At 37.9% G+C, this 22,674-nt stretch carries 21 protein-coding genes; 1 reads left to right on the top strand and 20 read right to left on the bottom strand.

Features of this window, described 5'->3' with window-relative positions:
- Nucleotides 1-31 precede the first annotated feature (31 nt).
- The 15 genes from nrdR to NST66_RS23120 form a co-directional block, all read right to left on the bottom strand.
- Nucleotides 32-493, bottom strand: a complete 462-nt coding sequence (gene nrdR, locus NST66_RS23050) for a transcriptional regulator NrdR (RefSeq protein WP_013059432.1) — start codon at nt 491-493, stop codon at nt 32-34.
- Nucleotides 494-736: 243 nt separating this feature from the next.
- On the bottom strand, nt 737-1,123 hold the full coding sequence (locus tag NST66_RS23055) for a hypothetical protein (RefSeq protein WP_028411774.1): 387 nt from the start codon (nt 1,121-1,123) through the stop codon (nt 737-739).
- Between the two features lie 93 nt (nt 1,124-1,216).
- Nucleotides 1,217-1,597 (bottom strand): adenosylmethionine decarboxylase, encoded by a 381-nt coding sequence (speD, locus tag NST66_RS23060; protein WP_013059434.1) that lies wholly within the window; start codon nt 1,595-1,597, stop codon nt 1,217-1,219.
- Between the two features lie 425 nt (nt 1,598-2,022).
- Nucleotides 2,023-3,054: a glyceraldehyde-3-phosphate dehydrogenase gene (locus NST66_RS23065; protein WP_013059435.1), complete on the bottom strand. Its 1,032-nt coding sequence runs from the start codon at nt 3,052-3,054 to the stop codon at nt 2,023-2,025.
- 275 nt (nt 3,055-3,329) lie between these two features.
- A complete protein-coding gene (gene coaE / locus NST66_RS23070) occupies nt 3,330-3,926 on the bottom strand; it encodes a dephospho-CoA kinase (RefSeq protein WP_033579624.1) in 597 nt (198 codons plus the stop codon).
- 23 nt (nt 3,927-3,949) lie between these two features.
- Nucleotides 3,950-4,579 (bottom strand): sporulation membrane protein YtaF, encoded by a 630-nt coding sequence (gene ytaF, locus NST66_RS23075; RefSeq protein ID WP_033579623.1) that lies wholly within the window; start codon nt 4,577-4,579, stop codon nt 3,950-3,952.
- Between the two features lie 60 nt (nt 4,580-4,639).
- Nucleotides 4,640-5,473 carry a DNA-formamidopyrimidine glycosylase gene (mutM, locus tag NST66_RS23080; protein WP_028411775.1) on the bottom strand — a complete coding sequence of 278 codons (834 nt, stop codon included), beginning with the start codon at nt 5,471-5,473 and terminating at the stop codon, nt 4,640-4,642.
- Between the two features lie 21 nt (nt 5,474-5,494).
- On the bottom strand, nt 5,495-8,122 hold the full coding sequence (polA, locus tag NST66_RS23085) for a DNA polymerase I (RefSeq protein ID WP_155007625.1): 2,628 nt from the start codon (nt 8,120-8,122) through the stop codon (nt 5,495-5,497).
- A gap of 329 nt (nt 8,123-8,451) precedes the next feature.
- On the bottom strand, nt 8,452-10,224 hold the full coding sequence (pnpS, locus tag NST66_RS23090) for a two-component system histidine kinase PnpS (RefSeq protein WP_028411777.1): 1,773 nt from the start codon (nt 10,222-10,224) through the stop codon (nt 8,452-8,454).
- Nucleotides 10,217-10,933 carry a response regulator transcription factor gene (locus NST66_RS23095; protein ID WP_013085192.1) on the bottom strand — a complete coding sequence of 239 codons (717 nt, stop codon included), beginning with the start codon at nt 10,931-10,933 and terminating at the stop codon, nt 10,217-10,219. The genes pnpS and NST66_RS23095 overlap by 8 nt, the downstream gene beginning before the upstream one ends.
- 178 nt (nt 10,934-11,111) lie before the next feature.
- The gene (locus tag NST66_RS23100; protein WP_098112321.1) at nt 11,112-11,588 is read right to left on the bottom strand and encodes a MaoC family dehydratase; all 477 of its coding nucleotides are present in this window, start codon (nt 11,586-11,588) and stop codon (nt 11,112-11,114) included.
- Between the two features lie 133 nt (nt 11,589-11,721).
- A complete protein-coding gene (mdh, locus tag NST66_RS23105; RefSeq protein WP_013059443.1) occupies nt 11,722-12,660 on the bottom strand; it encodes a malate dehydrogenase in 939 nt (312 codons plus the stop codon).
- A 28-nt stretch (nt 12,661-12,688) separates the two neighbouring features.
- Complete coding sequence (gene icd, locus NST66_RS23110) at nt 12,689-13,981, bottom strand: NADP-dependent isocitrate dehydrogenase (RefSeq protein WP_255255780.1); 1,293 nt, start codon at nt 13,979-13,981, stop codon at nt 12,689-12,691.
- Between the two features lie 74 nt (nt 13,982-14,055).
- A complete protein-coding gene (citZ, locus tag NST66_RS23115; protein WP_033579621.1) occupies nt 14,056-15,174 on the bottom strand; it encodes a citrate synthase in 1,119 nt (372 codons plus the stop codon).
- A 360-nt stretch (nt 15,175-15,534) separates the two neighbouring features.
- Entirely contained in the window at nt 15,535-15,996 is a 462-nt protein-coding gene (locus NST66_RS23120) for a DUF441 domain-containing protein (RefSeq protein ID WP_033579620.1), read from the bottom strand.
- 113 nt (nt 15,997-16,109) lie between these two features.
- On the opposite strand from NST66_RS23120, the gene ytvI reads away from it, so the two are divergent.
- Nucleotides 16,110-17,219: a sporulation integral membrane protein YtvI gene (gene ytvI / locus NST66_RS23125; RefSeq protein ID WP_154991851.1), complete on the top strand. Its 1,110-nt coding sequence runs from the start codon at nt 16,110-16,112 to the stop codon at nt 17,217-17,219.
- A 39-nt stretch (nt 17,220-17,258) separates the two neighbouring features.
- Here ytvI and NST66_RS23130 read toward each other — a convergent pair whose 3' ends face one another.
- The 5 genes from NST66_RS23130 to NST66_RS23150 all read right to left on the bottom strand — a co-directional run bounded on the left by NST66_RS23130 (nt 17,259) and on the right by NST66_RS23150 (nt 22,655).
- Nucleotides 17,259-17,651: an FxsA family protein gene (locus NST66_RS23130; protein WP_033579618.1), complete on the bottom strand. Its 393-nt coding sequence runs from the start codon at nt 17,649-17,651 to the stop codon at nt 17,259-17,261.
- An 82-nt stretch (nt 17,652-17,733) separates the two neighbouring features.
- Complete coding sequence (gene pyk / locus NST66_RS23135) at nt 17,734-19,494, bottom strand: pyruvate kinase (RefSeq protein ID WP_033579617.1); 1,761 nt, start codon at nt 19,492-19,494, stop codon at nt 17,734-17,736.
- Nucleotides 19,495-19,973: 479 nt separating this feature from the next.
- Nucleotides 19,974-20,951, bottom strand: a complete 978-nt coding sequence (accA, locus tag NST66_RS23140; RefSeq protein WP_047749772.1) for an acetyl-CoA carboxylase carboxyl transferase subunit alpha — start codon at nt 20,949-20,951, stop codon at nt 19,974-19,976.
- The gene (accD, locus tag NST66_RS23145; RefSeq protein WP_028411784.1) at nt 20,945-21,826 is read right to left on the bottom strand and encodes an acetyl-CoA carboxylase, carboxyltransferase subunit beta; all 882 of its coding nucleotides are present in this window, start codon (nt 21,824-21,826) and stop codon (nt 20,945-20,947) included. Before accD ends, accA begins: the two co-directional genes overlap by 7 nt.
- Before the next feature lie 226 nt (nt 21,827-22,052).
- Nucleotides 22,053-22,655, bottom strand: coding sequence for a FadR/GntR family transcriptional regulator (locus NST66_RS23150; protein ID WP_047749768.1), 603 nt, complete (start codon nt 22,653-22,655; stop codon nt 22,053-22,055).
- Between the last annotated feature and the right edge of the window lie 19 nt (nt 22,656-22,674).

Genomic DNA, 22,674 nt, shown 5'->3' on the forward strand with positions numbered 1-22,674 from the left:
AAAGAGCCTAAAGAATACTTCAATAGCTCTTTTACAGTCGTTCCTTCTTAATTAAATCTTTTAATTCATCAATAAATACATTGATGTCTTTAAATTGTCGGTATACCGAAGCAAATCGAACATAAGAGACTTCATCGATAGCAGCTAATCGCTCCATCACCATTTCTCCTACCACATCTGACTGCACCTCTGATGTACCCTGACTGCGCAGCTCTGTTTCAATATCGTGTACGGTATCTTCCAGTTGTTTTAAGCTTACTTGGCGTTTTTCACACGCCTTAATTAACCCTCGAAGGATTTTGTCTTTGCTGAACTCTTCTCTCGCTCCATCTTTTTTTACAACAATTAACGGAAGTTCTTCTACTTTCTCAAAAGTTGTAAAACGATAGTGACACTCTTCGCATTCACGTCTTCTACGAATAGAGCGGCCTTCTTCTACAGGGCGCGAGTCCAGCACTCTCGTTCCATTGTAATGACAGGATGGGCACTTCATATTCTCAGCTCCAATAATAAACCTTGTTTTTCTTTTTATTTTCTCTCATATAAGTTAATTTTCATCTATGTTAGCCGGCTATTCGCCATTTATTATGATTGTCATCATCATTTCCTTTATCAAACACGATGCTATATTAAAGGATTTACTTTATTCCATCTTATAGAAAACAAGGCTTGAATACAAGTAAAGGAAAAGGAATTTCCCCATTTTATTTCCTGAAATTCAAAAATGATAAGGAACTTACGAAGAAAGAGGAATAAGTTTTTGATCAAAGCTCTTATAAAGCGTACGTACAAGTTCTTTGCTAAAACCAAAATCAACTGGCACCACTTTTGACTCTGTTGTAGCAGAAAAATCGATAGCGGTTTCAAGAGGACGTACGCTAATAATGGTAATCACAACAAAAGCTTTTCTTCCTTTTACAACGTTTAAGCTAATTTCTCCTCGCTCTTCATACGCAGCAAGTATCTCTATCCCTTGCATATGCTTCAACATTTCATGAACTTGCTTAAATGCATTCCCAGCCGTTGTTTTGTAATAATGCGTTTTTAGAGTCGGATCTGAATGACGATCGCTTGTTTCTACATGATTAGAAAATAAAGATTTAACTACTTGTACTACCCCCATGTTGTTATCCCCTTTGTTTTTGCATATTAAAAATTTATATACTAAAAAGAGGTGTGTAATACACCTCTTAACTTACGTAATCAATCGACACTATTAAAGTGCATTCGCTTTAGTTTGTTTTACCTGAACAGGACCCATTCCACGTGGTAATTCAATTGTTTCACGTGTCTGTGCACTTAGAGCATCTGCAATATAATCTGCTGCGATTGTAGGATCTAAATGACCACAAGTATAAACATCGATACTTGCATAACCATGCTCTGGGAAGCTGTGAATCGTTAAATGTGATTCTGAAATAATAACAACGCCACTTACACCTTGAGGTGCAAATTTATGGAACGCTACTTCGCGAACTTCCGCACCAGATTTTAAAGCTGCATCAACAAACGTTTTTTCAATATAATCAATATCATTTAACTTATCGAAATCGCATCCCCATAATTCTGAGATGACATGACGACCCATTGTTTCCATAATGATATTTCCCCCTTTAACAATTTTTAATCGTTAAACATGAAGTTCTTTCGCCATATAGCATGTTAACTACCACGGGGGAAAGTTAGTCCAAAGAGGTCCTAACCCTTTAAGTAGCCACATCACCGAAAGGTACACAAGAAGTTCACGAAACATAGTATACTTTGTTTACATTTATTTTGCAATACGTGTTTTGATTTTATTAAAGATTGTTCCCGCAGATAGACCTATACAAATTACCCCTGTATTCTCGTGAGACAGTGTGTAAAAGCTGCTAAACGACTATTCATTTTTTTATTAAAATTGAGGAAAAGAAACACTCCTTTGCATGATTATCTTATTGCTTTTCCCTATTCTTTTGAATAAAAACAAAAAAAACAGGGCGATAGCTCCCTGTTTTTTTTAAAAAGCAATCTATAGCTTTCTTAGCTTACTCTTATCTTTGATCCATTACGCATTTCTGCAGCAATATATCTTACCAAATCGACTACGCGCTGAGAGTAGCCCCACTCGTTATCGTACCAAGCTAACACTTTAATTTTATGATCTTCCATTACGATAGTCGATAGTCCATCTACAATCGCTGAATGAGGATTTGTATTAAAGTCAATTGATACGAGTGGTTCCATTGTTAAATTTAAAATATTCTTTAATGGTCCTTCAGCAGCTTTAATGAACGCTAGATTAACATCTTCCATCGTCACAGGTTTCCTTACATCCACAACTAAATCGACAAGCGATACGTTCGGCGTAGGAACGCGCAGCGCCATTCCATGAAGCTTTCCTTTTAAATGAGGAAGAACTAATGAAAGCGCCTTGGCTGCTCCAGTTGTTGTAGGAATAATTGATTGAGCACACGCACGGGCTCTTCGCAAGTCTTTATGCGGGTTATCAATATTCTTTTGATCATTTGTATATGCGTGAACGGTCGTCATTAAACCGTTTTCAATTGTGAACGCTTCGTCTAACACCTTGACAACTGGAGCTAGACAATTTGTCGTACAAGAGGCATTAGAGATAATGTTATGCTGATTCACATCAAACTCTCGTTCGTTTACGCCCATCACAATAGTAATATCTTCTTGTTTACCCGGTGCCGTTAAGACAACTTTTTTAGCACCTGCTTCAATATGTAACTGCGCTTTTTCTCTTGAATTAAATTTCCCTGTCGCTTCAACAACTAAATCAATCCCAAGCTCTTTCCAAGGCAAATTCAGCGGATCGCGTGAATTTAATAGCTGGATTCTTTTACCGTTAACAATTAGCGCATCATCATCACATTTAACATCTCCATTAAATGGTCCGTGTATAGAGTCATATTTGATTAAATGTGCTAATGTTTCTGCTGGATAAGATGCATTTATAGCAATAATATCTAAATTCTCCTCTATAATCGCTGTGCGAAAAACCATTCTTCCTATTCTCCCAAAACCATTAATGGCAATACGTGCTTTCATGGCTATACCCCTCTCTATATGTGTTATACTATTTAACTTTTTATATTGAATAGTATAACATAAATATTTAAAAAGTGAATAATATTAATTTTTTTTAATAAATTATTTTAATTAAGTTTTACTATATGTATATAGCGAGAACAGATATTTAACACATTCTTTTTTAGAAGCTCGTAAATATTCTCAATAAAAAAATCCGAACGAGCTTGATTCTACCTCAAGAATCAAGCTCGTTCGGATTTCCCTTCAGCTAACATACGTTTATCTCAGCCTCTTTAATCTAGCCATAGGGCTAATATACTTAAAAGCTGTTGTTTTGTTTCCTCTACAGGTCCGTTGTTATTGATCACCGCATCGGCTAAGGCTACTTTTTGAATCAAAGGCAGCTGTGCGTGGATACGTGCATAGGCATCTTTCGTCGAGAGATCATTACGAGATTTTAACCTTTCTAGCTGCACAGGCTCATCGACATATACAACCACTACTTTATCGACTAAATGCGTCAAATCACTTTCAAACAGCAGCGGAATATCTAATACCACAGCATCATATCCTTCCTCGATATACCTTTCCTTTTGAGAAAGCATTTCTTTTCTTACCGCAGGGTGTACAATTGCATTCAACTTTTTACGTTCTTCCTCTTGAGAAAACACAATTCCCCCTAAAGCCGCTCGATTGATCTCCGCATTTTCGTGAAGAATGGCACGGCCGAACGTCTCTACGATTTGGTTATATGCTTCTTTTCCTGGTTCGACGACTTCTTTTGCAATGTGGTCAGCATCGATTACTGGAATATTAATATCTCTCAGCATTCCGGTTACCGTACTTTTTCCACTAGCAATTCCGCCCGTTAATCCAATTACAATTGACATTGGCCTCTCCTTTATCGCTTTATTTAAAATCTAAAAATACCTAAAATAATAAGCAGAACTCCCGGTAAAAAGGAAAACATTTTCATCCATGATAAACGTGAAAAAACTTTGCCAAACTGTATGCCAGCACTTAAAAAAAGTGAACTCATAAGAGCTACAGCAATTGCTAAAGCATACGGCGAATAACCTAATAAAGCTGCTCCAAACCCTGCTCCAAATGCATCAAGAGATAATGCAATTCCAAGTATAAATGCTTCAATCCCAGTGATGGAACCTGAATTATCTAAATCTGCTGCCGTTGGTTTTTTCAATACGTTAATGACTAAGCCAATTGACTTAATTTCAATTTTCACTAATGTTTTTTCTTCTTTCACTCGAGATGAATCTGCCGGACAAAAAAACTGGTATAAAATCCACATTCCAAGTAGAACAAGAATACCTCCGCCTACTTTATTTAGTACATCCACTGAAAATAGATGCGTAAGTACCTTTCCTAAAAACATAGAAAACATTAAAGAAAATGCTGAGCAACATGAAATAATAAAAATGGATTTCAGCGGGATTTTCACCTTTCGAAGTCCGTATGTCAGGCCAACGCTAAAGCTGTCAAGACTTACGGCAAAAGCAAGAATAAGTAAAGAAAATGTTATCATGATGAGAGGACTCCTTTCCTTTCTGTCTATACGTAGTATATGAAAGGAGCCCATCCATTGTTATTTTTTAGCCGGCTGACAATTTGGGCAGATATGTGTTCCTCTACCGCCTACAACAAATTTTTCAATTGGGGTACCGCAAATTTTACAGGATTCGCCTTTTCTTCCGTACACGTAAAGCTGCTGCTGAAACATGCCTATTTGCCCCTGTGTGTTTACATACGTGCGAATTGTGCTTCCCCCTTGTTTCACCGCTTCTTGAAGGGTCGCTACAATTTCTTCGTACAATTTTTCATACTCTTCGTCTGTTAATTGGCTGGCCACTCGTTCAGGGTGAATCCCTGCGCGAAATAGTGCTTCATCTACATAAATATTCCCTAGCCCAACCACGACATTTTGATCGAGTAAAACCGGCTTGATTTTTCGAGAGGTTTTGCCGATTCGCATTTTTAACTGACTTGGATTAAATGTTTCGTCAAACGGTTCAGGTCCAAGGCCAATAAGAGGAGGAAACAGATCTTCCTCTCCCTTTTTAAATAAGTGCATGGTACCAAATTTCCTTACATCCCGGTATCGTAATTCTGTTCCGTCGGTGAAGTGAAAAAAGACGTGTACATGCTTATCTGGTTCGTCTGCATTTTCATGGAGAGCATATTTTCCTTCCATACGCAGATGAGAAACCATCGTATAATCATCGAGTACAATTTTCAAAAACTTACCTCTGCGTTCAACATCTCGAATGGTTTGTCCAACAAGCGCGTCACAAAACTGCTCAACTTGCTCAGGACGTTTGATAATATTAGGCCATTTAACGGTTACACGCTCAATGGTCTTACCACTGGCTAATTCAATCAACGTACGTCTGACGGTCTCAACTTCTGGTAATTCTGGCACGTTTGTCACATCCTTTTTCCACTACTTTGCTTCGTACCAAGTCTTTCCGTAAGAATAATCTACTTTCAACGGAACTTCTAGCTCTAAAGCATGCTCCATTACTTCTGGTACGATTTTCTCTAAAATTTTAATTTCTTCTTCTGGGGCTTCAAAAATCAGCTCATCGTGTACTTGAAGCAGCAGCTTAGCCTGAAGATTTTCATCTTTTAAGCGCTTATCCATTTCGATCATTGCTTTTTTAATAATGTCAGCTGCTGTCCCTTGAATAGGCGTATTCATAGCTGTACGCTCAGCAAAGCTGCGGAGGTTAAAGTTTCGGCTCGTGATTTCAGGCAAGTAACGGCGGCGGTGCAAGAGCGTTGTTACGTATCCCTTTTCTTTTGCATCGCGCACAATCGTATCCATATACTCCTGTACACCCGGGAAGCTTTTTAAATAGCGTTCAATAAAAGTAGCCGCTGCTTTTCTTGTAATTCCTAAACTTTGCGATAAACCGTAATCACTGATGCCATAGACGATTCCAAAATTAACTGCTTTAGCCTGACGGCGCATATTCGACGTTACTTCTTCTCTTTCGACGTGGAACACATCCATCGCTGTTTTCGTATGAATATCTAAGTCATGCTTAAACGCATCAATTAGCTTTTCATCATTTGCAATATGAGCCAGTACGCGCAGCTCAATTTGTGAATAATCCGCCGCAAATATTAACCAATCAGGCTGTGAAGGCACGAACGCACCTCTTATTTTTTTACCTTCTTCAAGACGAATCGGGATGTTTTGCAAGTTAGGATCTACTGAGCTTAACCTTCCCGTTTGAGTTAACGTTTGATTAAAGCGGGTATGAACTTTTCCATCGCTTTCATGAATAACCTTTTTTAACCCTTCGATATACGTAGACTGTAATTTTCCTAGCTGACGGTATTGTAAAATCTCTGGGATAATATCATGGGCGCTAGCTAATTGCTCTAATACATCAGCTGATGTGGAATAGCCTGTTTTTGTTTTCTTTATGACTGGAAGCTGCATTTTTTCAAAAAGAACAACTCCTAGCTGCTTTGGTGAATTAATATTGAATTCTTGTCCAGCGTATTCGTAGATTTTCGCTTCAATTTTTTCAAGCTGTTCTCGAAGATCTTCGCCCATTTCATCCAAACGCGCCCGATCAATTTTCACCCCTTGATATTCCATATCGGCAAGGACAATGGCAAGAGGCATTTCAAGCTTTTCAAACAGCTCAAACTGTTCATTTTCAACCAATTCTTTTTCCAACACTTCTTTTAAATAAGCTACGGCGGCTGCTTTTCTTATAACATGCTCAGCTAGCTGAGCAGCTTCCGCAATGCTTCGCTTAGCTCCTTTTCCATACACAGCTTCATCTGATTGCACTTGATGATATCCTTTTAATTTTGCAATTGTCGCTAGGTCATCATTTGCTTCAGCGGGATTTAAGATGTAAGAAGCAACCATTACATCATGTTCAATTCCTTTAATTTCATGCCCCGCCCATTTTAACGATACAATCGTACGTTTTCCATTAAATACCGTCTTTTTTACATCTTCATCTTCTAGCCATGCTGTAAACTTGGAAGATGAAAGAGCTGTGTCTTTATCAATAAAATAGTGGCCGTTTTTGTTGCTGATTCCAAAACCGAGCAGCTGATTGTGATGATAGTTTTCTTCATAACCTTCTACGATCAGAGCTGCTTCGCTTGTTAACATATCATCGTGAACTTCCTGCACTATTTCAAACGTCAGTTCTTCAAAATCTGCTTCCTCTTCTGCTGATTCACCAAATTTAGCAAGCAGAGAATTAAACCCAAGCTCTTTAAATAAAGAGATGACCTTTGAAGATTCAAACCCGTCATATTTCGCATCTTCTACAGATACTTCAAGAGGCGCTTCGCAATAAATAGTTGCAAGCTTTTTACTCATGATGGCTGATTCACGATTATCTTCTAGCTTTTCTTTTAATTTTTTACCGCTGACTTGATCGATAGATTGCAATACATTTTCAACGGTTTCAAACTCTTTTAATAGCTTTAAGGCTGTTTTTTCTCCAACTCCAGGCACACCTGGGATATTATCTGAGCTGTCTCCCATAAGACCCTTCATATCAATGATTTGCGCAGCCGTGATTCCATATTTTTCATCAATGGCTGCAGGCGTATAGGAATCCACATCCGTAATTCCTTTTCTCGTAATATCTACGGTTACATGCTCTGACACAAGCTGAAGTAAATCTTTATCACCGGAAATGACTTTCACGGCCATTCCTTTTTGTTCTGCTTGTTTTGAAAGTGTACCGATAATATCATCTGCTTCGTACTCAGGCAGTTCATAGCGCTTAATTCCATATGCATCTAATAACTCACGAATAAAGGGAAACTGCTCTGAAAGTTCAGGAGGCGTCTTTTGTCTGCCTCCTTTATATTCTGTAAATGTTTTGTGACGAAACGTTGTTTTCCCTGCATCAAAAGCCACCAGTAAATGCGTTGGCTTCTCTTCCTCTAAAATACGTGTCAGCATTGTAGTAAAGCCGTATATGGCATTTGTATGTATTCCTTTATCATTGTTTAAAAGCGGCAAAGCAAAAAATGCACGGTAGGCAATACTATTCCCGTCAATTAATACTAGTTTTTGTGTCATTCATGTTCCTCCATTTCGCTCTCTTCTTATCTTACCTTTATTTTAGCAAACAATAAGCTTTAAGAACAAAAAGTACTCTTGAATTCAACGTTTTATTTTCATATGGTGATAAGATCTATACATCATAAAATAAAAAACACCGCCTGGTTATTTTAGGCGGTGTAGCATGTGAATGGATAGAAATTGTCAAAAAGAATCGGCGAAAATAGCACGGTTAAAGCTATTTTCGCCTTACATATTGGCTCCTTGCATGAAGGGGTTTCCATGAAAAATTGTATCAATTAATTATTAAGCTACATTAAATAAATTGTAAAAGGAACGTAAACATTTTACATCTGCGGCAAATACTTGTGCAGCTTCACCGAAAAAGTTGTCCCTTTATTGACTTCACTTTTCACTTCAATTTCCCCTTTATGAGCTTCAACAAGATGTTTAACAATTGCTAATCCAAGACCTGTTCCTCCGGAATTGCGGCTTCTTGCTTTATCTACTCTGTAAAAACGCTCAAAAATACGTGAAATTTCATCAGAATCAATACCGATACCTGTATCTTGAACATGAACCGTAATCGTTTCTTCTTCCTCTTCAAGCGAAACGTGAACGGTTCCTCCAGGCATTGTATACATGAGCGCATTGCCAATTAAGTTAACGAACACTTGCATAAGGCGCTGACTGTCACCATCAATCCACGCTTCTTCAGGAAGCGTATCTAACGTTAGAGTGATTTCTTTTTCATTCGCTCGGTTCGATAGCACTGTTATGACCTCATAGAGAAGGGTATTCAAATCTACTGAATGAATGCTTAGTTTAAAACCTTGCTGTTCAACTTTAGATAAATCCAAAAGATCTTGAATCAGGCTCTCCATGCGCTGGCTTTCCGTTAGAATAATAGATAGAAACTGCTCTCGCAGCTTTGGATCTTCCATGGCACCGTCTAACAATGTCTCACTAAACCCTTTAATGGACGTAATAGGTGTTTTTAGTTCATGAGACACATTCGCTACAAAGTCACGGCGCACTTGTTCTAGTTTTTTCAGCTCGGTAATATCATGGAAAACAAGCACAATGCCTTTCCATTCATCGTTTAAGCCAATAATCGGCGCTCCGTAAACATCAAAATATCTTCGTTCAATATTTAAAGGCAAAACGACTTGTTTTCGAACCTTTACTTCGGTCATAAATATTTTTTCCACAAGTTTAATGATTTCTTTGTGCTCAAATACCTCATAATACAAGTGATAAAGGAAGTCGTCCGGATGTATATGAAACTGCTCTTTATAAGCTCGGTTCACTAAGTTTATATAGCCTCGACTATCGATAAGAAGCATACCGCTTCCCATATTTTCAATTAGCGTGCGCAGCCTGTCCTGCTGCATTTCTTGATTAGTGATAGACTCTTGCAGATTACGAGCAAGTGCGTTAATAGACTGACTCAGCATCCCTGTTTCATCTACATAATCTTCATATGTACGAGCTTTATAATTCCCTTTTGCAAGTTCCATAGCCACCTTGGTTGCCGATTCAATAGGACGGGTATAGCGCCCCATAATCTTTACACCTAAGAGTAAAATCACAATCAAAGCTAGACCTAAGCTTCCAATAAGAAGCCCCCAGATTTGCTGATTTACTTGTTTTAATGAATCAAACGATGTACTCAAAACAACAAATCCCTCTTGCTTACCTTCTATAATAAGCGGGATACCATAGTAATATAAGTCGTAATCTTCTTTAATTTGATCAAAGCTTTTTTTGCTGTTTAACTGCTTTTTTAATACTTGTTGGATTACAATACTTTTTTCGATTCTTTGCTGCTTGCTACCTGGATTTGAGTCAACTAATATTTTTCCATCTTTTTGAACGACAGTCGTTCGTACACTTAGCGAATGACTGATTTGATCAACTTTAGATTTTAAAGCAGGACTTGTGATGCCTTCTTCACTAATGTACATTTCCACAAGCTTTGCTTCTTTTTCCATTCGCTCTTGAAACGTTTGAAAATAAAAGTTTTTAAACAACTGCCCCAGCAGCAGGCCAAGACCTACTAATACAATAATAATAAGTACTAATAGAGCCAAAAGTAGCCTTGAACGAAATTTATTCATCTACCTTTGGTTCCTCCAGCTTATATCCTAATCCTCTAATCGTTTTTATATAAACCGGTTTTCTCGTATTATGTTCAATTTTCTCACGCAGATGGCTGATGTGCACATCTACAATTCGCGTATCTCCGGCAAAATCATAATTCCACACTGCACTCAGCAGCTGATCACGAGTTAATACCCGTCCTTTGTATTTTGCCAAATATAATAATAACTCGAATTCTTTCGGAGTAAGCTCAAGCTGCTCTTGATTAAAGTAGGCCTCATAATGATCTGGAAGAATTTTTAAATCACCAATCATGATGCGTTCGCCATCTTCCTCCTGTTCATTTTCCTGAGCAATAATTTGTGTTCTGCGTAAAATGGCTTTTACACGGGCTACTACTTCTCGAGGACTAAATGGTTTCGTCATGTAGTCATCTGCGCCAAGTTCTAGCCCTAATACCTTGTCAAACTCATCGTCTTTTGCAGTTAACATTAAAATAGGCGTCATCACTTTTTGCTGACGAAGCTTTTTACAAACTTCAATTCCATCCATTTTAGGAAGCATCAAGTCTAACACAATTAAATCAGGTTTTCCTTCTAATGCCTTGTTGTATCCTTCTTCCCCATCTTCAGCTGTTTCTACTGTAAAGCCAGCTTGTTGTAAATTATATTGTAATAATGTTGAAATTGATTGTTCATCATCTACGACTAATAATTTCTTACTCATATTAACGATATAAGCCTCCATCTAGTTAAATTAAACCGCAGCTTCACCCAAATGATATTATTTTCTATTTATCTTCTCTTATCATACAATGTTTTAGCCTCGTTCTCCAATACATTTCAACATTTTCAGAAAATATGGCTAAAGAGCTTCTTCTATATTTATCAATATTTAGGGCGTTTTAAAAATTTTCAAAGTCATGTGTCTCTACTGATGGAAGTCTAAGCGGCGGATACACAAGAAACCGAGCCGTTACTACTTTCTCTTTTTGTTCATTGACCGCTTCTACTTCAATCGTAACAGTTTTAGAAGAAACATCTACCTCTGTGACTTCAAATAAAAATTCAATCGTACTATAATGATGAATTTTTTTAGGAAAGGCAACCGTATGTTCTGCAACATGGCTTCCAGGTCCGGGCAAGTACTTTGAAATGGCTGCTGTCATAATACCGGTAATCATAATGCTTGGCACAATAGGTTTCTTAAAAGGTGTCTGAGATGCATAATCATGCTGAATGTATAAAGGGTTAGAATCATTTGTCAGCCCTAAGTACAATAAGATATCTTTATCTTCAATTCGTTCAGTTAGCGTTAATTTTTCTCCAACTTTTATATCTTCAAGACTTCGACCTATTTTTTGTTTTTTACCTAATACCATCATCATTCCACCTTTTGTATAAAGTAATAGTTTTTCTTTATATACAAGAAAAATTCGAGGTTTCCCTCGAATTTTCCTTGTGACTATTGTTTGAATATCTATAAAAACCTATACTCAAACCTACTTTATTGTATTAAGCTAATACACCCATGACAGTTTTGACTGATTTTGCTGATTGATCTAACGCAGCTTTTTCAGAATCAGTAAGTTCTAATTCAATTACTTGCTCAATTCCTGCAGCTCCTAATACGGTCGGAACACCTAAGTAGATGCCGTTATAACCATATTCACCCTCTAGGTAAGCAATCGCTGGTAAAATACGACGCTGATCTTTTAAGATCGCTTCTGTCATTTCCACTAAAGAAGCAGCAGGAGCGTAGTACGCACTTCCGTTGCCTAATAAGTTAACGATCTCGCCGCCGCCTTTGCGTGTTCTTTCAACAATTGCTTCAAGACGCGCTTTTGGAATAAGCGTTTCAAGAGGAATACCGCCAGCATATGAGTAGCGTACAAGAGGTACCATATCGTCGCCATGTCCACCAAGTACAAAACCTGTGATATCTTTCACTGAAATGTTTAACTCCTGCGCTACGAACGTACGGAAACGTGCAGAATCTAATACGCCTGATTGACCGATTACGCGGTTTTTAGGAAAACCAGATTCTTTAAATACTGTGTACGTCATAGCATCTACCGGGTTTGTTAACACGATAATGTGACAGTTTGGCGAGTATTTAACAACTTCTTGAGTAACAGACTTCATAATTTTTTGGTTCGTTGTGACTAAATCATCGCGACTCATACCTGGCTTACGCGCGATACCAGCTGTAATAATGACAATGTCAGAATCAGCTGTGTCTTCGTAGTTGGCTGTTCCTGTAATGTTAGCGTCAAAGCCTTGTACAGGACTTGCTTCTAACATATCCAGCGCTTTACCTTTAGCTGGATTTTCTAATTGCGGAATATCAACTAATACAACATCAGCTAATTCTTTTTGACCAATTAAAAAAGCAGTTGTAGCTCCTGTAAAGCCCGCTCCGATAACAGATACTTTTTTACGCATATTTGCCATTATAATTCCTCCCCTAAATGAATAGCTATTAAACTGTTACTTGTTTTCCTAGATTGCTAATTAATTCATCAGCAAACTCTGAACACTTCACTTCTGTTGCGCCGTCCATTAAACGTGCGAAATCATATGTTACTACTTTTGAAGCAATTGTTTTTTCCATTGATTTCATGATTAGATCCGCTGCTTCATTCCAGCCAAGGTGTTCAAGCATTAACACACCTGATAATAATACAGAAGATGGGTTTACTTTATCTAAACCAGCATATTTAGGTGCTGTACCGTGAGTTGCTTCAAAGATAGCATGTCCAGTTTCATAGTTGATGTTTGCTCCTGGAGCAATTCCGATACCGCCAACTTGTGCTGCTAATGCATCTGAAATGTAATCTCCATTTAAGTTCATTGTTGCTACTACATCGAATTCACGTGGACGAGTTAAAATTTGTTGTAAGAAGATATCTGCAATAGAATCTTTTACAATAATTTTTCCTGCTGCTTCCGCTTCTGCTTGAGCTTTGTTTGCAGCTTGTGCACCTTCTTTTTCAACGATGCGGTCATATTGAGCCCAAGTAAATACTTTATCGCCGAATTCTTTTTCAGCTAGCTCATAGCCCCAATTTTTAAATGCGCCTTCTGTATATTTCATAATGTTACCTTTGTGTACAAGCGTAACAGACTTGCGGCCCTGTTCAATCGCATAGTTGATTGCTGCACGCACAAGACGCTCTGTTCCTTCAGAAGAAATAGGCTTAATACCTAATCCAGAAGTTTCAGGGAAACGGATTTTATTTACGCCTAATTCCGTTTGTAGGAATGAAACAAGTTTTTGTACTTCTTCAGAACCCTTCGCATATTCAATACCAGCATAAATATCTTCAGTATTTTCACGGAAGATAACCATATCTGTATCTTCTGGGCGCTTAATTGGAGAAGGTACGCCGTCAAAGTAGCGAACAGGACGTAAGCATGTGAATAAGTCTAATTCTTGACGCAATGCCACGTTTAGAGAACGAATTCCACCGCCTACTGGTGTCGTTAATGGTCCTTTGATTGCAATTATGTATTCGCGAATTGCATCTAACGTTTCTTCCGGTAACCATTCGCCAGTTTGATTAAATGCTTTTTCACCTGCTAATACTTCTTTCCAAACGATTTCTTTTTCACCATTGTATGCTTTTGCAACTGCTGCTTCTAATACGCGGGAAGCTGCTGCCCAGATATCCGGACCAATTCCGTCACCTTCGATAAATGGAATAATTGGGTTATTTGGTACGTTTAAAACGCCGTTTGCTACAGAAATTTGTTCACCTTTTGTCATGAGAATGACCTCCTTAAAAAATTGTCTACTTTCACTTATGGAAAAGTGCTCAACGAACGTGAGCACCTTCGTCACATTGTTTAGCTGCGCTCTTCAAGCGGAATGTACGTTTGTTTTCCAGGACCGATATAATCAGCTCTTGGACGAATCAAACGATTGTTTGAATACTGCTCTAAAATGTGAGCAATCCATCCTGATACGCGGCTTACGGCAAAAATCGGAGTAAATAAATCGTGATCAATACCTAAGCTGTGGTATACAGAAGCTGAATAGAAATCAACGTTTGGCGGAAGCTTCTTCTCGCCTGTTACGATTTCCTCAATTTTCACTGACATATCGTATAGCGTTGTATCTCCTGCTTGTTTTGTAAGTTTTTCAGACATTTCTTTCAAGTGCTTGGCACGAGGATCACCCTGCTGATACACACGATGTCCAAATCCCATAATCTTTTCTTTTTTCGCGAGCTTTTCGCGAATGTAAGGTTCTGCGTTTTCAACTGTTTGAATGTCAGACAACATTTTCATAACAGCTTCATTCGCTCCCCCGTGAAGAGGACCCTTTAACGCCCCAATAGCGGCTGTAATCCCTGAATAAATATCGGATAACGTTGCCACACAGACACGCGCTGTAAAAGTTGAAGCATTTAGCTCATGGTCAGCGTGTAAGACAAGTGCTTTATCAAACGCTTCTACTTGGATATCAGTTGGCTCTTCGCCGGTTAACATATATAAAAAGTTAGCGGCAATGCTATAATTTTCGTTTGGCTCAATTGGCTCTAATCCGTTGCGAACTCTTGAAAAAGCCGTCACCACTGTTGGTAATTGTGCTTGCAAACGAACAGCTTTGCGATAATTTGCTTCTTCATCCATTAAATCAGCTTCAGGATCGTACAACCCCAATAGTGATACGACTGTTCTTAAAGCTGCCATTGGATGAACATCTTGAATTGGATAAGTTTTGAAATGATTTAAGACTTCTTGGGGTAATTTAGCGTTTTCTGCTAGTAATCTAGAAAACACAGATAATTCTTCTTTATTAGGTAATTTTCCGTGCCATAGTAAATACACCACTTCTTCAAATGTTGCATAATTCGCTAAATCATCAATATTGTAGCCTTGATATGTTAAAGTGTCATCAATAATTGAACTTACTGCTGACGTTGTAGCGACTACCCCTTCTAGACCTCGAGTTGCTGTCATAAATCTCCACTCCTTTACAGAAAAAATTCCCCATACCTTTCTGTGTAAAACGTGAAAAACAAAATTGAGCTTCTGCTCAACTAGACATTAAATGATATACGAAGCGCCTCTTTTGAATATATATCTTGGAAGAACATTCCTTCACCCCACGTAAAGAAAATGCTTACATTTCCATTTGTTTCAATAACACACAAAATTAAAACATCTGCATGTGTCATTGCTTTGTTACAGCCCTATAGGTAAAACATACAATTGTATGTAAAAAGATGCGGCCTCAAAATATATTATAAACAATTATCTGACTTTTGTGAATCAAAAGAGAGAAGAAATTTTAAAAAAATTATTATTATACAAAAATTTCTACGAAAAAAGTTCAGTTAATTTCATAAATAAATAAGCAATTCCAGCACCGATTAACGGACCTACTGCTACCCCTTGAAACAGCGCCACAGCAAGAATTGTGCCAAAAACTAAAGCGGTCGTAATATGCGGATCATCTTCCAAGAGCGTAAGCCCATATTTGGCAATAATTGCTACAGCAATGCCGGCTCCTAGAGCAATCCAGGCATAAGAAGATTTCACAGCTTCTCCTAATTGTTTAAACCCTATGTCTCCTGTTGCAATTGGCACAAGAACGGCAATTGTAATCACCGTTACCCCAATATTAATTCCTTTTGATTGTAGAAACGGAAAAACCTTACTGTCTAACCCGATTAATTTTAAAATAAGTAAAAATGCAACTGCAATGATTAATGATTGATTTTTAGCCACTAATCCAATTACGAGTAAAACAGCTAAAAAAAGCATCGGTTGTGAAAACATTTTACTCATCCTTTCTTTTTTTATTGTGATAATTCTAAAGCGTATTACGTAACTATTTTATGAGTAGCTTTTTCTTTTGTTGACTATCGTTTACAAGGAGGCCTCTATTTATTGTGTACAAGCTTCATTTACATCGCCTATTTCGCTTAGCTTGTGTGTTGGTAATTATTGCAGCAGCTGTATTTCTTAGTTATTATGTCTCTTCTCTCCTCTATCCATTTATTATCGCCTGCTGCATCGCTTTTTTTATAAATCCTATGGTTAATCTATTTGAATTAAAGCTGCGCTTACCACGCTACTTAGCTGTTTTACTGTCAATGGTTCTTATCTTCTCTCTTTTGGCTGGACTTATTACGTTACTTATCACAGAGATTATTGCAGGAAGTACGTATTTAGCGAAAGTTGTTCCCACAAATTTCAAAGAAGTGGTCATATTTATTGAAAATATTGCTACAGAACAAATACTTCCGTTTTATGAACGCATTACTTCTATGTTTAATAACTTAAATACCGGTCAGCAAGCAACTATTTTATCGAACATTAAAGGGGTAGGCAACCATATCGCTCAAACGGTGGGCGATTTTCTGCAAAATGTATTGCAAAGCATCCCAGTATTTTTATCCGTATTGCCTAATGCAGCTACTGTGATTATTTTTTCATTGCTGGCTACTTTTTTTATTAGTAAAGATTGGTACAAGCTGATGGCTAAAAGCAGCGTGTTTATTCCTAAAAAAGTAAGAGAAAATGGACAGACAGTTGTTATGGAGCTTAAAAATGCACTGTTTGGTTTTATTAAAGCTCAGCTTACGCTTATTTCGATTACCACCATCATCGTTCTTTTTGGTTTACTTGTTCTTAAGGTTGATTATGCTATTACAGTCGCTTTATTAATCGGCTTAGTAGATATTCTTCCTTACCTCGGAACAGGACTGGTTTTTGTTCCTTGGATGATTTATGCGTTTGCAACAGATAATGTGTCATTTGCTGTAGGACTTTCGGTACTATATGCTGTAGTACTTGTGCAGCGACAAATTATGGAGCCCAAGATTCTGTCATCGAGCATTGGTCTTGACCCTCTTGCTACATTAATTTCTTTATTTGTAGGATATCAATTGATTGGATTTTTTGGATTAATAGTTGGCCCTGTTATTCTTGTTATTCTAAAAACACTTCATACAACGGGAGTTTTTAAAGAAACGTGGCAGTTTATTATAGGAAAATGAAAAAGTGTGTGAAAGAAGCTTCTTTCACACACTTTCTAGTTAACGAATAATCGTCATTCGATTACGTCCTTGAAAAAATCTTCTTAGCCACGTTAAAAGGAAAGGCTTAACGATTTTGCGTGTAAACGGCAGTAAAAAGATAAAGCCTACAACATCTGTCAAGAAGCCTGGAAACAGTAGAAACAAACCGCCAAATAGTACACACATACCATCAAGGATTTCACCGCTTGGAACATGTCCTTGGCTCATCTGACGCTGTGCTTTTTGAAAAAGAGATGTTCCTTGTTTTTTCGCTAGAAACGCACCAATAAAACTGGTAGCAATAATCAGTAAAAATGTTGACATTACACCAATGAGATGACTTGAATAAATCAAAATCATTACCTCAACAGCAGGTACAATAAGAAGGAGCGGAAGAAGCTTCCTCACCATCATCACCTCTTCGCTTATTGAATTGCCTAAACAAAAAGAGAAGGATTTCCCCTTCTCTTTTTTTCAATCATCTACGTGTTTCTTACAGTACGCTTGCGTGTCCGTTGTATACAACACCACGTGAAGCATCAACTGTAATATCTTGATCTTCTGAGAATACGCTTGTTGCGTTTTCTACACCTACAATGACAGGAATGCTTAAGTTTAATCCTACTACAGCTGCATGGCTTGTTAGACCGCCTTCTTCCGTAATAAGAGCCCCTGCTTTTTCGATTGCACTGATCATATCGCGATCTGTGCTGTTTGTAACAAGGATAGCACCTTCAGTCATTTTTGCATTTGCTTCTTCAGCAGTTTTAGCAATAACTACTTTACCAACTGCTGCTTTACGACCAATTCCTTGTCCTTTAGCCAGAACGTCACCTACAACTTGAACTTTCATTAAGTTCGTTGCACCTGATTCTCCAACTGGAACACCAGCAGTAATAACAACTAAATCACCGTGTGCTACAACGCCTGTTTTTACTGCGTCATTTACAGCGTGATCTAACATATCGTCAATTGTACTTACGCGCTCACCAACAACTGGTGTAACACCCCATACTAGAGAAAGACGACGTGCAACAGAATCGTTTGCTGCAACAGCTACGATTGGAGATTGCGGACGATATTTAGAAACGATTTTCGCTGTATAACCACTTTCTGTTGGCGCTACGATTGCACTAGCGTTTAAGTTAAGCGCTGTGTGTACAACAGATTGTCCGATTGCATCTGTAATAGATGGGCCAACTTGCTTGCTGCGCTGTTGTAAAATCTCAGAGTAGTTTAGAGCTTGCTCAGCACGAGAAGCGATTGAATGCATTGTTTGTACAGCTTCAACTGGGTAAGAACCCGCAGCTGTTTCACCAGATAACATAATTGCATCTGTACCATCAAAAATAGCATTGGCAACGTCACTTGCTTCCGCACGAGTCGGGCGCGGGTTGCGTTGCATTGAATCAAGCATTTGTGTAGCTGTAATAACTGGTTTGCCAAGTGCATTACATTGTTTGATTAGATCTTTTTGTACTAATGGTACTTCTTCAGCAGGAATTTCTACTCCTAAGTCACCACGAGCAACCATTAAGCCGTCTGAAACTTCAAGGATTTCTTTGATGTTATCTACGCCTTCTTGGTTTTCGATTTTTGAGATGATTTGAATGTGAGCTGCATTGTGTTTTTCTAGTAGTTCACGAATTTCTAATACATCAGATGCACGACGCACAAAAGAAGCAGCGATAAAATCAATGCCTTGTTCGATACCAAATACAATATCGTTTGCATCTTTTTCAGTGATACCAGGAAGGTTTACACTTACGTTTGGCACGTTTACACCTTTTTTATTTTTTAATGTACCAGGGTTAAGTACTTTCGTTTTGATTTCACCATCAGTTTTATTGATGTCTAGTACTTCAAGACCGATTAAACCGTCATCTAAAAGGATTTTTGATCCTACGTGTACGTCATCAATTAGACCTGGATATGTAATTGAGAATTTTTCAGTTGTTCCCACTACTTCTGTCATAGAAACAATGATTTCAGCGCCTTCTTCTAACTCAATTGCACCATTTTCCATTGTGTTTGTACGAATTTCAGGTCCTTTTGTATCAAGTAAGATACCTACTGTTTTACCTGTTTGTTTCGCAGCTTCACGAATGTTAACGATACGTGCACCATGCTCTTCAAAGTCACCGTGAGAGAAGTTTAGGCGACAAACGTTTAAGCCTGAGTTAATTAGTTCAACTAATTTTTCTACACTTTCACTCGCTGGTCCAATAGTACATACAATTTTAGTTTTACGCATTCAAATTTCCTCCTATATATTTACTATTTACTCTTTAGGTAGAGCAAACAGCTATTTCCTTTACTAACCTTTTACAAGCAGGCTGTGAACAAATATTTTGTTGCCTTAACCTGTTCACCTTGCTTTACGTGTAACTTATGAAATACCTACATAGCGCTGAATCAAATAGCAAACAAATACACAGCACTTTAACGATGAATTTCTTCATCGTTTGCTTCTTGTTTTACTATTCCCTGCAATTCATACAGCAATACTTGCTGCCTGATTTGTCTTATATATCTCACGTTTTAGAGAAAAGACAAACGCTCGCACAGCTGCTAATAACCATAGGAATTTTTTTAAAAACACTCTTTTTCTACTTTTACTTAAAGGTTTTTGCTGTCTATAAAATACCACGAAGAACTTGTAAACACAATAGAGAAGGGCTATACAAACCGCACAAAAACGCGCACCCTTATTTTTCAAGAGTGCACGTTTCTTTATTTTATAGTAATGGCATCGTTTTCAGCTGCAAATTGTCCGATTTTTTTGTATTTTAAATAACGCTCTTCCACTAGCTCTTCTTTTGATAAATTCATCAGTTCTTTCAATGACTTCTTAATAATGCTTTCCATGTATCCAGCTTGTGCATCGATATCTCGATGAGCTCCGCCTTTTACCTCTGAAACCATTTCATCTACAATACCCAGTTCTTTCAAATCTGGTGCTGTAATCTTCATCGTTTCAGCAGCTTTTTTCGCAAGAGAAGAATCTTTCCAAAGAATGGCAGCCGCTCCTTCTGGAGAAATAACTGAATACGTCGAGTTCTCAAGCATATGAAGGTGATTTCCTAAACCTAATGCCAAGGCTCCTCCGCTTCCTCCTTCTCCAATGACAATACAAATAACAGGTACAGTTAAGCCAGCCATTTCGAAAAGATTTTTCGCAATAGCTTCGCTTTGTCCGCGTTCTTCTGCCGCTTTTCCTGGATAAGCTCCTTTTGTATCAATAAAGCAAATAATTGGGCGGTTAAATTTCTCCGCTTGCTTCATTAGACGCAGTGCTTTACGGTAGCCTTCAGGATGAGGCATACCAAAATTACGACGAATATTTTCTTTCGTATCTTTACCTCTCTGATGTCCAATCACGGTAACAGGCACGCCATTAAACTTGGCAATTCCTCCTACGATTGCTTCATCATCTCCATAAAAGCGATCGCCATGACACTCTAAAAAGTTTGTAAACAAGCGAGTAATATAATCGAGTGTTGTAGGACGCTCAGGATGACGAGCAATTTGAACACGGTTCCACGGGCTTAGATGATTGTAAATATCGTTTTCTACTTTTTCTAAGCGCTTTTCCAACTTATCAATTTCGCTAGATAAATCCACTTCTGTATTTTTAGCAAACTCTTTCAGTTCTGCAATCTTGTCGCGTAACTCAACAATTGGACGTTCAAACTCTAATTCACTTACCACTCGATGTCACCTCCTGCTACGTGTATATCTAAAATAGTTGTTAACGTGTCTTTTAAATCGTGACGGTCAATAACTCCATCTAATTGACCATGCTTCAACAGAAATTCAGACGTCTGAAAATCTTCTGGAAGCTCTTCTCTAATTGTTTGTTCAATAATACGTCTTCCAGCAAAGCCAATTAACGCGCCCGGCTCGGCTAAATTATAATCGCCTAGCGAAGCAAAGCTTGCTGACACTCCTCCCGTAGTAGGATGTGTCATGATCGAAATGATTAAGCCGCCTTCGTCACTGAACATTTTAAGGGCTGCGCTAGTTTTAGCCATTTGCATCAAGCTCAGAACACCTTCTTGCATACGTGCACCGCCTGAAGCTGTAAAAATAAGGAATGGGACATGCATTTCCTTTGCTTTTTCAATGGCGCGAGTAATTTTCTCACCTACTACAGAACCCATGCTTCCCATACGGAAATGTGAATCCATAACAGCAACCACTACTTTAATTCCTTCAATATCTCCTTCACCCGTAACAATCGCTTCACTTAAATTAGTTTTCTCACGATCTTTTTCGAGCTTTTCAAGATAATCCGGGAATCCAAGAGGATTTTCTGACGTCATATCTTTGTCGTATTCAACAAACGTACCGCTGTCAATCAAGCTTTCAATACGCTCTGGTGCTGTCATTTGATGATGGTATCCACAGTTTAAGCATACTTTTAAGTTTTTATTTAACTCTTTTGTATACATGATTTTCTTACACTTTTTACACTTGGTCATAATCCCTTCAGGTACATCTTGTCTCATATGCTCAGAAGGAATCGTAGCATATTTTCGTTTTTTTGGAGTTTTTGTGTTTTTTGTAAATAAATCTCGTAACAAGGTGTAACCTCCTTTTGGTTCTTTTCTTTAACATAAGAACCTTTCTTCTTCCTCTTCTTCTACTTTACACGTTATGAAAGCCCGTCTCAAAAGCAAAAACAAGCGACATATAAGAAAAAATTGGATGAATTATTCGCTTCACTTTATTAGTTGCTATTTACTTTACTAGATGACGGTTTGATTTTGTGTAGAAAGATGGCATGTCTCTTTCGACAAATTCCTTCTTTCACACTTGTTTGTAGCACTGATGGTGAAGATTTAATACAGCTGCTTCATCTTTTTTAACTAGCGCCTCTACTAATTCATTTATAAGAGTGTCGCTTGGCGCTGAGTTTTGTTGAAAGGTTTGAGAAAAGCGGCAAATAATCAGCCAAATTCGGTGCAATAGCCGATTAGCCTGCAAAGAAAACAAATAGTCAAACAAGTTCTTTAAGCGATCGTCATTCTGCTTTTGAATTACTTTTGAAACATTGATTTTGTTCTGTTCCGCTAAAACAGAAAACAAACAGCTTTTTTCCAGAATATATCTCGTCTGAATTAAGTCTGACTTTGTTTTGCCGTCTTGTATTAAAAAAGTAGCTAATAAATCAATAAATTGATGATCTCCCACTTCTTTAATAAACGTACCTTCACCTCTTCTAGTTTCAATTAGCCCAATTAGCTCTAACGCTCTGAGCGCTTCTCGAACGGAAGAACGTCCTGCGCCTAACCGTTCAGAAAGCTCTCGTTCTGACGGGATTTTATCACCCGTAGTTAAACGATCATCTTCCATTAGCTGGCGAATTTGTTTTAGAATTTCTACATATACTTTTGAACGTTCATTCTTCAAGTTTATTACCACTCACTTT

Origin of the sequence: Priestia sp. FSL W8-0524, from assembly GCF_038005965.1 — a bacterium.
Taxonomy (GTDB): domain Bacteria; phylum Bacillota; class Bacilli; order Bacillales; family Bacillaceae_H; genus Priestia; species Priestia zanthoxyli.

What these genes read in the sequence shown, in the direction of transcription:
- speD (WP_013059434.1), bottom strand. Translation starts at nt 1,597, where the DNA reads ATGGAAACAATGGGTCGTCATGTCATCTCAGAATTATGGGGATGCGAT.
- mdh (WP_013059443.1), bottom strand. Translation starts at nt 12,660, where the DNA reads ATGGCAAATATGCGTAAAAAAGTATCTGTTATCGGAGCGGGCTTTACA.
- pnpS (WP_028411777.1), bottom strand. Translation starts at nt 10,224, where the DNA reads ATGAATAAATTTCGTTCAAGGCTACTTTTGGCTCTATTAGTACTTATT.
- polA (WP_155007625.1), bottom strand. Translation starts at nt 8,122, where the DNA reads ATGACACAAAAACTAGTATTAATTGACGGGAATAGTATTGCCTACCGT.
- NST66_RS23100 (WP_098112321.1), bottom strand. Translation starts at nt 11,588, where the DNA reads ATGGTATTAGGTAAAAAACAAAAAATAGGTCGAAGTCTTGAAGATATA.
- ytaF (WP_033579623.1), bottom strand. Translation starts at nt 4,579, where the DNA reads ATGATAACATTTTCTTTACTTATTCTTGCTTTTGCCGTAAGTCTTGAC.
- nrdR (WP_013059432.1), bottom strand. Translation starts at nt 493, where the DNA reads ATGAAGTGCCCATCCTGTCATTACAATGGAACGAGAGTGCTGGACTCG.
- NST66_RS23095 (WP_013085192.1), bottom strand. Translation starts at nt 10,933, where the DNA reads ATGAGTAAGAAATTATTAGTCGTAGATGATGAACAATCAATTTCAACA.
- NST66_RS23055 (WP_028411774.1), bottom strand. Translation starts at nt 1,123, where the DNA reads ATGGGGGTAGTACAAGTAGTTAAATCTTTATTTTCTAATCATGTAGAA.
- pyk (WP_033579617.1), bottom strand. Translation starts at nt 19,494, where the DNA reads ATGCGTAAAACTAAAATTGTATGTACTATTGGACCAGCGAGTGAAAGT.
- NST66_RS23120 (WP_033579620.1), bottom strand. Translation starts at nt 15,996, where the DNA reads ATGTTTTCACAACCGATGCTTTTTTTAGCTGTTTTACTCGTAATTGGA.
- NST66_RS23065 (WP_013059435.1), bottom strand. Translation starts at nt 3,054, where the DNA reads ATGAAAGCACGTATTGCCATTAATGGTTTTGGGAGAATAGGAAGAATG.
- citZ (WP_033579621.1), bottom strand. Translation starts at nt 15,174, where the DNA reads ATGACAGCAACTCGAGGTCTAGAAGGGGTAGTCGCTACAACGTCAGCA.
- NST66_RS23130 (WP_033579618.1), bottom strand. Translation starts at nt 17,651, where the DNA reads ATGGTGAGGAAGCTTCTTCCGCTCCTTCTTATTGTACCTGCTGTTGAG.
- coaE (WP_033579624.1), bottom strand. Translation starts at nt 3,926, where the DNA reads ATGTCAATTGTAATTGGATTAACGGGCGGAATTGCTAGTGGAAAAAGT.